The 12,374-nt window shown below is 68.0% G+C and carries 11 protein-coding genes; 4 read left to right on the top strand and 7 right to left on the bottom strand.

Going from position 1 to position 12,374, the window contains the following annotated elements:
- Nucleotides 1-10 precede the first annotated feature (10 nt).
- Both NMQ11_RS02280 and NMQ11_RS02285 read right to left on the bottom strand, forming a co-directional pair.
- Nucleotides 11-2,497, bottom strand: a complete 2,487-nt coding sequence (locus tag NMQ11_RS02280; RefSeq protein WP_255169771.1) for a DNA topoisomerase I — start codon at nt 2,495-2,497, stop codon at nt 11-13.
- A 196-nt stretch (nt 2,498-2,693) separates the two neighbouring features.
- Nucleotides 2,694-4,058, bottom strand: a complete 1,365-nt coding sequence (locus tag NMQ11_RS02285) for a serine hydrolase (protein WP_255169772.1) — start codon at nt 4,056-4,058, stop codon at nt 2,694-2,696.
- 155 nt (nt 4,059-4,213) lie between these two features.
- Here NMQ11_RS02285 and NMQ11_RS02290 point away from each other — a divergent pair, with 155 nt between their 5' ends.
- On the top strand, nt 4,214-5,656 hold the full coding sequence (locus NMQ11_RS02290) for an MATE family efflux transporter (RefSeq protein ID WP_255170855.1): 1,443 nt from the start codon (nt 4,214-4,216) through the stop codon (nt 5,654-5,656).
- A gap of 60 nt (nt 5,657-5,716) precedes the next feature.
- Here the strand turns inward: NMQ11_RS02290 and NMQ11_RS02295 are convergent, their stop codons facing one another.
- From NMQ11_RS02295 to NMQ11_RS02305, 3 genes are all read right to left on the bottom strand, one after another.
- A complete protein-coding gene (locus NMQ11_RS02295; RefSeq protein WP_255169773.1) occupies nt 5,717-5,884 on the bottom strand; it encodes a hypothetical protein in 168 nt (55 codons plus the stop codon).
- A 53-nt stretch (nt 5,885-5,937) separates the two neighbouring features.
- On the bottom strand, nt 5,938-6,597 hold the full coding sequence (locus tag NMQ11_RS02300) for a helix-turn-helix domain-containing protein (RefSeq protein WP_255169774.1): 660 nt from the start codon (nt 6,595-6,597) through the stop codon (nt 5,938-5,940).
- A 102-nt stretch (nt 6,598-6,699) separates the two neighbouring features.
- A complete protein-coding gene (locus tag NMQ11_RS02305) occupies nt 6,700-7,614 on the bottom strand; it encodes a DMT family transporter (protein WP_255169775.1) in 915 nt (304 codons plus the stop codon).
- A 250-nt stretch (nt 7,615-7,864) separates the two neighbouring features.
- On the opposite strand from NMQ11_RS02305, the gene NMQ11_RS02310 reads away from it, so the two are divergent.
- Both NMQ11_RS02310 and NMQ11_RS02315 read left to right on the top strand, forming a co-directional pair.
- On the top strand, nt 7,865-9,181 hold the full coding sequence (locus NMQ11_RS02310; protein WP_255169776.1) for a helix-turn-helix domain-containing protein: 1,317 nt from the start codon (nt 7,865-7,867) through the stop codon (nt 9,179-9,181).
- A gap of 68 nt (nt 9,182-9,249) precedes the next feature.
- Nucleotides 9,250-9,567: a HalOD1 output domain-containing protein gene (locus NMQ11_RS02315; RefSeq protein WP_255169777.1), complete on the top strand. Its 318-nt coding sequence runs from the start codon at nt 9,250-9,252 to the stop codon at nt 9,565-9,567.
- Between the two features lie 187 nt (nt 9,568-9,754).
- Here NMQ11_RS02315 and gatB read toward each other — a convergent pair whose 3' ends face one another.
- Together gatB and NMQ11_RS02325 are read right to left on the bottom strand one after the other, a co-directional pair.
- On the bottom strand, nt 9,755-11,245 hold the full coding sequence (gene gatB / locus NMQ11_RS02320) for an Asp-tRNA(Asn)/Glu-tRNA(Gln) amidotransferase subunit GatB (protein ID WP_255169778.1): 1,491 nt from the start codon (nt 11,243-11,245) through the stop codon (nt 9,755-9,757).
- A gap of 54 nt (nt 11,246-11,299) precedes the next feature.
- Entirely contained in the window at nt 11,300-11,890 is a 591-nt protein-coding gene (locus tag NMQ11_RS02325; RefSeq protein ID WP_255169779.1) for a metal-dependent hydrolase, read from the bottom strand.
- Nucleotides 11,891-12,046: 156 nt separating this feature from the next.
- Here NMQ11_RS02325 and NMQ11_RS02330 point away from each other — a divergent pair, with 156 nt between their 5' ends.
- On the top strand, nt 12,047-12,334 hold the full coding sequence (locus tag NMQ11_RS02330; protein WP_255169780.1) for a DUF7518 family protein: 288 nt from the start codon (nt 12,047-12,049) through the stop codon (nt 12,332-12,334).
- Nucleotides 12,335-12,374 lie beyond the last annotated feature (40 nt).

Raw genomic sequence — 12,374 nt, forward strand, 5'->3', positions numbered from 1 at the left:
AACTCCCGCGTCAGGCCTTCGCCTGCCAGCCGCGCACGCGGTCTGCGCTCACACCCTCGACGGAATCCGCGAGCGAGTCCGGGTCGGCACTCGAGAGATCGTCGATACTCTCGATCCCCGCCGCAGCCAGCTTCTCCGCGGTTTTCGCGCCGATCCCCTCCAGGGACTCGAGCCCCGTGCCCGACTCGGCCTCGCGGGCCTGGAACTCCCGGTAGTTACAGATCGGACAGCCCAGCTCCCAGGGCTCGTCGCCGCTGTGAATCAGGAGTTCGGGGAGGTCGTGTTCCGCACAGCGCTCCTCCGTCACCTCGATCTCGCCTCGGCGAGGCAGCGGCAGCGAGTACTCGCAGTCGGGGTAGCGGGTGCAGCCGACCAGTCGCGAGCCGCTCTGGAGAGTTTTGACGGCGAGCTCTCCCCCCTCGTCTTCTCCGCAGTCGGGACACTCGCCGAGCACCGGCCCCTCGCCGGCCTCCTCGGCCTTACAGAGCGGACAGCCGTGGACGAACGTCTGGCGGCCGGCGAGCATCTTCACCTCGCGGAGGTCGTGGTCCTCGCAGACGTCCTCGAGAATCAACGGTTTCCCCGTCGACGGCAACGGAATCGTGTTCTCGCAGTCGGGGTAGCCGTCGCAGCCGACGAAGTACGAGCCGTAGCGGCTCCGGCGGACCAGGAGATCCTCGCCACACTCCGGACACGGCCCCAGGCGCTTGTCGTCCTTCAGGGACTTGCGGAGGTGGTCGCCGATCTCCTCCCGGGAGTCGGCCAGCTCGGCGAAGATCTTCTCGAGCATCTCGCGGGATTCGTCGGTGACGTCCTCGAGGCCCTTCTCGCCGGCGGCGATGGCGTCCATGTCGGCCTCGAGCTGGGCGGTCATCCCCTCGCTGACGACGCGCTCGGCGTAGTTCTCGGCGGCGTCGACGACCGCCATCGCCAGCTGGGTCGGCCGCGGCGGGTCGCTCTCGATGTAGCCGCGGTCGTACAGCTTTTCGAGGGTGTTGTGGCGGGTCGACTTCGTCCCGATCCCCAGGTCCTCCATCGTCTCGATGAGCCGGGACTGGCCGTACCGGCGCGGGGGCTGGGTCTGCTTGGCCTCGAGTTCGGCGTCGGTGAGCTCGAGGACCTCGCCCTCGTCGACGCCGGGGACGTAGTTCTCGCTTGTGTTGAAGTACGGGTAGACGTCGTGGTAACCCGCCTCGACCAGCCGCTTGCCGTTGGCCTTGAGCCGACAGTCGGCGACCTCCGAGACGACCTTGAGGTGCTCCCAGACGGCCGCCTCGGCGACCGTAGCGTAGTAGCGTCGGACGACGAGTTCGTACACCTCCCACTCGTCGTCGTTCACGTCGCTTCCGCGGGTCGGGATCTCGCCGGTCGGGTGGATCGGCGGGTGGTCGGTCGTCTCCTCGTCGCCCTCGGTGGGGACGATCTCGTCGGCCTCGAGCAGCGACTCGGCGCTCTCGCCCAGCACGGGGTGGCCGACGAACTCCTCGAGCAGTTCCTCGGGATCGAGGTCGGCCGGGTAGACGGTGTTGTCGGTTCGGGGATACGTGATGTAGCCCGCGGTGTAGAGGTCCTCGGCGATCGACATCGCCCGCTTGGCGGAGTACCCCAGCGCGCTCGCCGCCCGGATGAACTGCGTGGTGTTGAACGGCGCCGGCGGTTTGTCGGTGCGAGTGCGCCGGTTGACGTCGACGACCGTCGCCGTCTCGGCGCTCGAGAGCGTCTCGTACACCTCCTCGGCGGCGGCCTCCTCCCAGACCCGCTCGGCCTCGTTGTCCTCGTCGTCGCGGTAGAAGTACTGGGACTCGAAGGCGTCGCCGTCGTCGTTTTCGAGGTCCGCAAAGAGCTCCCAGTAGTCCTCGGGGTCGAACGCCTGGATCTCGCGTTCGCGGTCGACGATCAGCTTGAGCGTGGGCGACTGGACCCGGCCCACCGAGATGAAGTCGTTGCCGAGTTGTCCCGCCGAGAGCGAGAGAAACCGGGTGAGCGCGGCACCCCAGATGAGGTCGATGATCTGGCGCGCCTCGCCGGCGGCGGCCAGATCGAAGTCCAGGTCGTCGGGTTCGGAAAACGCGTTCTGCACTTCGTTTTCGGTGATCGAGGAGAACCGCACGCGCTGGATGGGAACGTCATCGTTCGCCTCGCGGACGATCTCGTAGGCCTCCTTTCCGATGAGTTCGCCCTCGCGGTCGTAGTCGGTCGCGATCGTTGCGACCTCCGCCTTCCGGGAGAGCAGTCGGAGCGTAGCGACGATGTTCTCCTTCGTCGCCGTCTTCTCGATGCTCGCGTCGATCAACTCGACGGGTTCGACGTCCCGCCAGTCGGAGTACTCCGGCGGGAAGTCGACGCCGACGACGTGTCCCGACAGCCCCACGCAGCGCTTGCCGCCCCACTCGTAGACGTTGACGCCGTTCTCCCGGCTCGAGTCGAACGTTCCGCCGCTCAGAATGTCGGCGATCCGCCGCGCGGCGTTGTCCTTCTCGGTAATAATCAGCTCCACGGCGAGTCACCTCCCGGTACGCGCATCTCGGTCATCGGGGTTCGCTACGACCGAGTCCCGGATAACCCTTTCGCCCAAAATCGGGAGACTGCGTGGGTGTGCGCGGTGCGCGGGTGCTCGCGCGAGGCGGATACCCGGCGTCTCGAGCTGATCGGGGTGGGGTCTCGAGCCGGCCGGTGACGAGACGACTCTCGAGTCAGCGCCGGTGGAGCCGCCAGCGGTCGATGTAGAGGCTCAGGTCGTCGCCGTCGCGCTCGAAGCGCACGGGCTGGCGGTTCCCCGCGGCGGTCAGCGCGTAGAACTCGCCCGCCGCGACGTCCTCCGGGATCAGGGTCGTCCACGAGCCCTCGCCGATGGGGCCGCCCACGCGCAGCCGGAGGACCCCGCCCTCGGCTTCGACTTCGGCCTCCTTGATTCCCCGGTAGGACTCGTACTCGCCCGAGAGCTCGGCGAAGCGGCGCTTTCGCTCGAAGAACGGCAGTTCGCGGGGGTCCGCTCCCGCGAGAGCGGCGAAGACGCCCGTCCCGAGTTCCGCGAGACCGTACCCCGGGGAGGTGTTCGCGAGCAGCGCGATCCCGAGGTCGCACTCGAGGCTGAATCCCACGTACGCGCTCGAGACGGCGATCGAGCCCCCGTGGCCGATCAGCTCGTGGCCGGCGACGTCGCGGGTCCGCCAGCCGTAGCCGTACGGCCCGGCCGGCGTGTCGGCGTGGGCGCCGTACTGGGTCTCGAGGGCCTCCCGTCCCACCAGCCGCTCGCCGCCGAACTCGCCGCCCTGGAGGTGGAACCGAACGTAGTTCGCCAGGTCCGTCACGGGGGCGAGTAACCCGCCGGCGGCGGCGCTTCGCTCGCGGACCGGCAGCGCCGACTCCTCGGGCTCGCCGTCCTCGAGCGCGTACGGCGTCATCCGGTCCTCGAACGCCTCGAAGCGGTCCCCGTCGTAGGTCGAGCGGCGCATCCCGAGGGGCTCGAGGATCTCCGCCTCGACGTAGTCGGTGAAGCCGACGCCCGAAACCGCCTCGACGACGTCGCCGAGCATGGTGTACCCCGAGTTGCAGTACGCCCACCGCTCGCCCGGTTCGGCCGCGATCTCCCCGCGGGCGCCCTCGACGTGGGCGTAGAAATCCGCTCGGCTCCCGAGCGGCACGCCGGCCTCGCCGACGCCCATCTGGCGGGCGATCAGCGCCTCGCTCGTCGCGAGCGAGGGGTAGCCCGAGGTGTGGGTCAGCAGGTGGTGGGGCGTAATCTCCTCGGGGACGTCCGCCGAGAGGTACTCCGTCACCGACTCTTCGAGCCCGAGTTCGCCCGCGTCCACCAGTTGCATCACGGCGAGGGCGGCGAACGACTTCGAGACCGAGCCGATGCCGTAGACGGTCTCGGGCGTCGCGGGCTCGTTCGTCTCGAGGTCCCGGGAGCCGTAGCCGGCGGCGTACGCGACGCCCGTCTCCGCCGACCCGTCCACCACCGCGAGGCTCAGCCCCGGAATGGCGTCCTCGCGCATTCGCTCGCGGAGGAGGTCGTCGATGGTCCGTCTCGTCTCGGCCTCGAGTGAGGGTGGCATGGTGGCGACCTGTCGGCACGTCACTATCAATGTTCAGGTGGCGTACGCTCTGGCCGGTTACCGAGAGCCGGCAACCGCGAACGGGAGGGTAGCTCTTTTCACCCGACCGCGTGACTCTCACGGGAGTGAGCGACACCGAGCGAAAGCGGATCGACATGACGACGGGCGCGATCCCGTCGAAGCTGTTACACCTGGCGTGGCCGCTCGTGCTCGGCAACCTGCTGCAGACGTTCTACAACCTCGCCGATATGTTCTGGGTGGGGCGCGTGAGTTCGGACGCCGTCGCCGCCGTCTCGCTCATGTTTCCCCTGTCGTGGATGTTCGTCTCGACGGCGATGGGGATCACCGCGGCCACCATCGCGCTCGTCTCCCAGTACGTCGGCGCCGACGACGACCGGATGGCAGACCGGGTCGTCGCCCAGACGGTGTTGCTGACGCTCGCGGTCTCGAGCGTGCTCGCCGCCGTCGGCCTCGCCTTCCGGGCGCCCCTGCTCACCCTGATCGGCGCGCGCGGCGACGTCTACGTCGAGGCGATGGCCTACATCGAAATCATCTTCCTCGCGCTCCCCTTCACGTTTCTCTTCTTCGCGTTCCGGGCCTCGCTGCAGGGTGCCGGGGACACCAGGACCGCGATGTGGCTGATGGTGCTGTCGGCGGGGCTCAACGTCGTGCTCGACCCGTTCTTCATCCTCGGCTGGGGGCCGTTCCCCGAGATGGGGACGCGGGGTGCGGCCGTCGCGACGTTCATCGCCCGCGGGTTCGCCACCGCTGCGGGCATCTACATCCTCCTCCGGGGCGGGTTCGGCGTCCGGCTGCGGGTCGGCGACCTCGCGCCCGATCTCGAGATCCAAAAGCGGCTCGTCGACATCGGCTACCCCGCGACGATCGACGGCTGGGCGCGAAGCTTCGCCGCCGTCGCGATGGCCGGCTTCGTCGCCCGCTTCGGCGCGGCCCCCACTGCCGCCTACGGGATCGGCGTCCGGCTGATGTCCGTCACCTGGTCGGTCTCCGGCGCGGTCGGTCAGGCGACGGCCACCGGCGTCGGCCAGAACCTCGGGGCGCGCGCTCCCGACCGCGCGGCGGCGGTCGCCAAAACTGCCACCGCGGGCACGATGGCGGTGATCTTCGTCGCCGCGGCGCTGGTCCTCCTGTTCCCGGCGCAGGCGATGGGGATCTTCGTCGACGACCCCGCGGTGATCGCCGAGGGCGTCGTCTTCCTGCGGATCATCGCCCCCTTCTGGGCGCTGTTCGCCGGCGTCATGGTGATCCAGGGGGCGTTCCGCGGCGCCGGCAACACCCGCGAAGCGATGGTCCTCTCCTTTCTCTCGCGGTGGATCTTCCGGATCCCCGTGGCGCTCGTGCTGGCGTTCGCCTGGAGCGTAACGGTTCCCGTCCTCGGGATCACCGTGTCTGCTCTCGACTGGGGCGTCTCCGGGATCTGGTGGGCGTTCGCCGCCGGGATGGGACTCTCCTTCGTCGTCGCCGTGGCGTGGTTCGCCCGCGGCACCTGGAAGGAAGACGTCATCGGCGAGGGCGCCGGCGACGGTCAGCGGGGACTCGAGAGCGGCGACGGCGAGGGTGACGCGACGAGTAACTGACGCGGTCCGTCGTACCCGTCTCGAGCGGTCGTCTGGCCCGCGCTTCCAGTCGGAGTCCGCTCACTCTCGGTCGATCGGCCAGATCTCGACGGTGTACTCGCCGTCTCTCGTCTCGACGTCCCAGGCGCCGGCGACGTCGATGCCGTCCGATCGGGCCGCGGCGAGCAGCGACTCGAGGGCGTCCTCGAACGGAACCTCAGGGGGAACCGGGCGGCGATTGTCGTTCATACGTTCTGCTAGCCCTCGCGACGGGAGTAGTCGCGTCTTGGGTAACTGCGACTTTAAGTCCCCTCGGCGCCCTCGAGCAGGGTCGTCTCGAGCAGCGCCGCCGTTCCCCGCCGGATGCGTCCCCCGACGGCGGTCGAAGAGACGTTCAGGGCGTCCCCGAGTTCGTTCAGCGACGTTCGGCGGGGCTCCTCGAAGTACCCGTGTTCGTACGCCGTGACCAGCGCCTCCCGCTGGGCTGCGGTCAGCCCGTACGCGCCGTCGCCGGTCGCCGTCGTCGACCGGTAGAGCTGTCGGAGGTCGAAGGCGACGTCGTTTCGCTCACAGAAGGACTTGAACGCCACGAGGGCGTCCCGGTCGGGCAACCACGCCCGGACCAGCCAGCCGTCGCCGCTCCCTTGACCGCGGAGAAACGCCGCACCGACGTCGACCAGCGCCGGAACGACGAGAAGCGGCGCTTCGGACAGCGCGACCCGGTACACCCGCTCGCTCTCGAGGCGCTCGACGCAGGTCACCGCTCGCACCGAGGGGTCGTCCTCGAGGACCGCCTCGAACGACTCGAGGTCGTCGCCGCGGGCGACGTAGAAGAGGTACGGCGTCGCCGGCGTCGCCGCGGCGTGGTACGTCGTCTCGACCTCGACCGACGGGACGGCCCGGAGGGTGCCAGCGAGCATGAGGTCGGGACTCGAGAGTCGAACGTCGGCGATGAAACCCATTTGCCTCTTGGATATTGTCGTTGGCTACATTTCAATCATTTTCGCGGTACAGTCTAGTGTTTCCGCCCGTGGACGACCCGACCGCCGGTGTCGCGACGACGATCATCGACCCGCCCCGCGATACACCGCGAGTTCGGCCGCGATCTCCGACTCCGTGAGCACGAGAAAGCCGAGGACGATCACGCCGAACCCCAGGATCGCCGCCGGCAGGAGGGGTTCGCCGAGGACGAGCCAGCCCGTCGCGACCGCCACCACGGGGTTCAGGTAGGTGACGAGGTTGACCTCGAGGGCGTCGAAGCGCTCGAGCAGGTGAAAGTAGACGACGAAGCCGATCCCGGAGGAGAAGACGGCGAGGTAGGCGACGAGCGCGAGCGCGGTCGGCGTCGGGCGGATCGCCGCGGCGGATTCGCCCACCGCCATCGCGAACGCGAGCTGGATGGTCGCGCCGAGTAGCATCGACCAGCCGGTGAGCGCGACCACCGACATCGGCGGGTGGCTACGACGAACCAGCACGGTTCCGAGCGCGATGCTGATCGCGGCGAAAGCGATCAGGGTTCGACCGACGAACTCCGCCGCCAGCAAGTCGCCCGGATCGGGACTCACGACGACTGCGACGCCGACGAAGCCGATCAGGACGCCGACGGCGCCGCGAGCGGTGAGCCGCTCGGCGGGCAGGAGCCACCACGCGAAGACGGCCGTGAGGATCGGAATCAGGCTGATGAGGATCGCGGCGACGCCGCTGGTCGTATACTGCTGGCCGACGAACGTGAGCCCGGTGGCGCCGATGAACAGCGTGCCGCCGGCGATGATTCCGACCCAGTCGTTCCGGGTCGCCGGGCGCCAGCGATCGGAGAAGCCGACCGCGTAGACCAGCACCACGAGCCCCGAGAGGTAGTACCTGACCGCCGCGAACAGCAGCGGCGGCAGGTACTCGAGTCCGGCCTTGATCGCCGGAAACGACGTTCCGAACAGGACGGCGATCAGGAGAAACAGTCCGAGGTCTCGAGTGCGGGACATTCGTCTCGTCTACGCCGCCCGTGGAGATAGCGACGACTGCTGGCGATCGGGACGATCAGAAACGCTCGAACGAAGGCGTGCCGGCTTCGAGTTCGACCCGCGGCGCTCGGTTCGGCACATTCGATCCGCACTGTCGCTGCACGAACCGGTTCGTTCGGGAGACCGTCTGGCCCAGCGATCGGTGTCCTATCGACTCGGTCAGGTCGACCTGAAGAAACGGCTATTCCCCTTCCGGCCGTACCGTCTCCACATGCGCCAGCCGACGTCGATCGGTGCGGAGGAGGTGCTCCGCGTCTTCGACCGTCTCGAAACCCCCCGTGAACCGCTTCGCACGGAGGAAGTCGAGGACGCCCTGGGAGCCGACGGCGAACCGATCGACGACGTGCTCTCCGCCCTCGCCGCCCAGGGTCGTCTCGAGACGAAACGGTTCGGCGACCGCGACCGCGTCTGGTGGCGATCGCGCGGGACTCGCGGGGAGGAGTGGAGGATTCGATCGCTGACGGACACCCTGGTCGATCGCGTTCTCGAGGTCAGCCCCATCGGGATAATCGTCGTCGATCCCGCCGGTCAGATGCGGTTCGCGAACGAGCGTGCGATGGAGACGCTCGGTCTCACGCGCGAGGAGATTACGGCCCGCACGTTCGATAACCCCGACTGGGAGATCTACTACGACGACGGCACGCCGGTACCGACCGAGGAGAATCCCGTCGCTCGCGTCCTGAAGACGAAGGCGCCAGTCTTCGGGTTCGAACACTGGATCGCGCTCCCGGACGGATCCGAGCGCTGGCTCTCGAGTAACTCGGCGCCCGTGTTCGACGACGAGGGCGAGGTGGACTTCGTCGTCGTCGGATTCGAAGACGCGACGGAGTTGAAGCGACGCGAGGAAAAGCTGACCAGCGACCACGTCCGCCTGCTCGAACTCCGGGCCGACCGGGCCGCCGTCCCGCCCTCGCTCCGCGATTCGTCGGACGGCGAGATCCGCATCGACGTCACGTCTATCGTCACCCTCCCGGAGGGGCGAGCGATTCAGTACATGTCGACCGAGGACCTTTCGGCGAGCGAGTTCGTCACCGCGGTAGAGGAGGTTCCACACTACTTCAACGTGCGGTTGCTCAGCACCAGCGGCGGACGCACTCGAGTCGAAGCCCACGCGGAACCGGCCACCGTCTCGGAAGTGTTCCAGTCCCTCGGCGGTCGCGCGCGGGCCGTGATTATCGACGCCGAGGCGGTCCGTTTTCTCGGCGAGATCCCCGGCGACGTCGAACCGCGGGCGGTTCTTAAGGGGGTCCGCTTCTTCCATCCCGAGGTCGAACTCCTGTGTCAGGAACTCGTCTACTCGCCGCGGGTCCTCCAGCGCGTGGTCGAAGAGGCGCTCACGGATCGGCAGTTCGCCGCGCTCGAGACGGCGTACTACGGCGGCTACTTCGACTCGCCGCGGGCGAGCACCGGCGACGAACTCGCCGCTCACTTCGGCGTGACCCGCCAGACGTTCAACCAGCACCTCCGCAAGGCGGAGCGGGTCGTCTTCGAGCACCTCTTCGAGAAGTCCGGCGAGGACGCACGCTGACTAGTCAGCGCCACGGCTTACTATTGACGGATGTGTAGCACGTACCGATGTGTGCGAGCTCACCGGAGATGCCTGCTGATCCACCCCCGTCGATCGAATCCGACCACGTCGGCTACGACCCAACGACCGGAACGTACCACGCCGCCTTCGGCGTCGACCGCGGCTCCGACGCGGTCGTCGTCGCCGTCGTCGAAACGATCGGCGCGATCACCGGCCGCGAACTGACCGAGATTCCGCCGCTGTACCGAACGGTAAACCCGAGCGCCCTCGGCGACCTCATCAGCGCGCCTCGAGAGAAACCGATCAACGTGACGTTCACCCACGACGGCGTCGACGTCCGCGTCTCGAGTCAGGGTACCGTCGTCGCTCGTCCCGTCGACGACTGAGCGAGATCACGCACCGCCCGACGACCCGCTGGCGCCACCGGTGTCCCGGTAGCACCCGTCTCTCCCGCGGCGCGGTTCGCGGCGTCCGGCCACGGACCGCCTGCGAAACTCGCACCCTCCCTTCGAGCGCCGAACGCAACCGCGACCGTCCGGTCCGCCCGTCGCCCGTTCGTCGCTCCCGCCGGCGCTAGCCGTCCAGCTCCGCCCTGAGCAGCCCGTTGACGTCACCCGGGTCCGCGCTGCCGCCGGTCTTCCCCATCACCTGGCCGACCAGGAAGTTGATCGCGCCGTCGTCGCCCGCCTCGTAGTCGGCGACGGCCTCGGGGTTCTCCTCGAGGGCCTCGAGGACGGCCTGTTTCACCTCGTCCTCGCCGGTCTTGCCGAGCGCCTCGCGGTCGACGATTTCGTCGGGTTCGTCGCCGTCGTCGAGCATCCCCCGGAGCACGACCTCCTTCGCGTTCTTCGCGGTGATCTCCTCGTCGGCGACGAGTTCGACCAGCCGGTGGACTTCCTCGAGGCGGCCCTCGAGGTCCGTGATCTCCATGTCCCGGTAGTTGAGCTCGCCGAGCAGTTCGTCGGCGACCCACGTCGCCGCCAGGTCGGGGTCGTACTCGAGGGCGACCTCCTCGTAGAAGTCGGCGACCTGCTTCGTCGAGGTGAGCTTCGAGGCGGCCTCCTCGCTCAGGTCGTACTCCGCGCGGAAGCGCTCGCGGCGGGCCGTCGGCAGCTCCGGAATGTCGATCTCTTCCGTCCAGCCCGCGACGCGAAGCGGCGGGAGGTCGGCCTCTGCGAAGTACCGGTAGTCCTTCTCCGCTTCTTTCGAGCGCATCGAGACCGTGATCCCCCGGCTCTCGTCCCAGTGGCGCGTCTCCTGTTCGACCGCGCGGCCGCGCTGGATGGCGTTCTTCTGGCGGGTCTCCTCGTAGGCCAGCGCCTTCTCCGCGCCCTTGTGACTCGAGATGTTCTTGACCTCCGTTCGGTTCGCCGCCTCGAGCGCCTCGAGGCCGATCTCGCCGTCGTCGTCGGCCTCCTCGGCGGGGATAATCGAGAGGTTCGCGTCGACGCGGAGGCTGCCGTCCCGTCCGGCGTCGAAGACGCCGAGGTACTCGAGGACCTCCTCGAGTTCGGCCAGAAACGCCCGCACCTCAGACGGCGAGCGGAAGTCGGGGGCGGTGACGATCTCCATCAGCGGGACGCCGGCGCGGTTGTAGTTGACCAGGGTGTACTCCGCGCTGTCGATGCCGCCACCGCCGCCGACGTGCTGGAGGCTGCCGGGATCTTCCTCCAGGTGCGCCCGTTCGATCGTCACGCTCCGGCGCTCGCCCTCGACTGCGATCTCGAGTTCGCCGCGCTGGCAGATCGGCTCGTCGTACTGGGTGATTTGAAAGTTCTTCGGCAGGTCGGGGTAGTAGTAGTTCTTCCGGTGAAAGCGGGTCTCCTCGGGGATGTCGGCGTCGATCGCCTTTCCGATCTTCACCGCGGATTCGACGGCGGCCTCGTTGAGTACCGGCAGCGTGCCGGGGAGGCCGAGACAGACCGGACAGACGTGCTCGTTGGGCTCGTCGGTCGGCTCGGTGGGACAGCCACAGAAGATCTTGGTCTCGGTTTCCAGCTGGACGTGGACCTCGAGGCCGATGACGGTGACGAGGTCGCCCTGCTGGACGGTTTGTGCGGTCATTGGGGGTCGCTTCGGCCCGGGGGCGGTAAAGAATAACGGAGTGGTCCCGCGGCGTTACTCTTCGTCGAGAAGACCGTACAGGTACTCGAGACACTCCCGGAGGACCGGCGCGCCGTCGTAGAGCCAGAGAACGGCGGCGGCGACGGCGATACCGATCTGGCTCCAGATGTACAGCGACGGATCGCCCGCGAGCAGCTCCTGCTGGTACTGGGCGAACAGCAATGAGAACTGCTCTCCGAACGAGAGCTGGTGTTCGTGTGGGTGGAGTTCGACCGTTCGAACCGGCCACAGCACGAGCTCGAACTGGACGCGTCCGCCCCGGACGTAGCTGTCGAGGACGTCGGCGGGCAGGTGAAGCAGGTAACCCAGCGCGAACGCGAGCCCCGCTCGCGGCCGGCCGACAGATCGCGCGTACATCCCGACGGCGATCGAGAGGGGGATGGCGAAGAAGATCGAGTGGCCCAGCTCGTAGCCGGTTTCGAAGACGCCGAACTGCCACGCCAGCGGCTTGTCGATGAGATCCGGGAGCACCGAGGCGAAGACGACGGCGAACGCCTCGAGTCCGTCCGGCGACTCCCGGTAGACGACGTGGCTGAACAGCGAGTAGGCGAGATATCCCATGATCGCGTGCTCCCAGGGCCACATCGGTGGCTAGCCCTCACCCGAGCGCGGCTATTAACGTTCCTACTTGCGTTAGTAACTCCGGCGGCCGACGGATTGGTTGGCGGGCGTGAATTACATACCAGAACGACTATCATTGTCTGACGTACGTTTATGTGCCAGCACGGAGCCATAGTGGGTATGTCGAAAAATCGCGTCGAGGAACTCGAGGCGGCCGTTGCGGAACTGCAGTCGACCGTACAGGGACTCACGGAGGAACTCGTCGAGTCGAAAGAGCGGATTCGCGTGCTCGAGGCGGAACTGGACACCGAGTCGCCGACGCGCGTCCCCGAGCGCCGCGGCGAGGAGACCGCCCCGGAGGCGGCGGACGCAGACCCCGACGAGGTCGAGGAAGCGACTGCCACCGTCGAGGACGGAACCGAGGGCGAACCAGAAGACTCAGGTGCCGACGACATTATCGTTGCGTAACTACGCGCTCGCTCGCGGTTTACGGAGGTTTCGACCCACA

This window comes from Natrononativus amylolyticus, assembly GCF_024362525.1.
GTDB lineage: Archaea > Halobacteriota > Halobacteria > Halobacteriales > Natrialbaceae > Natrononativus > Natrononativus amylolyticus.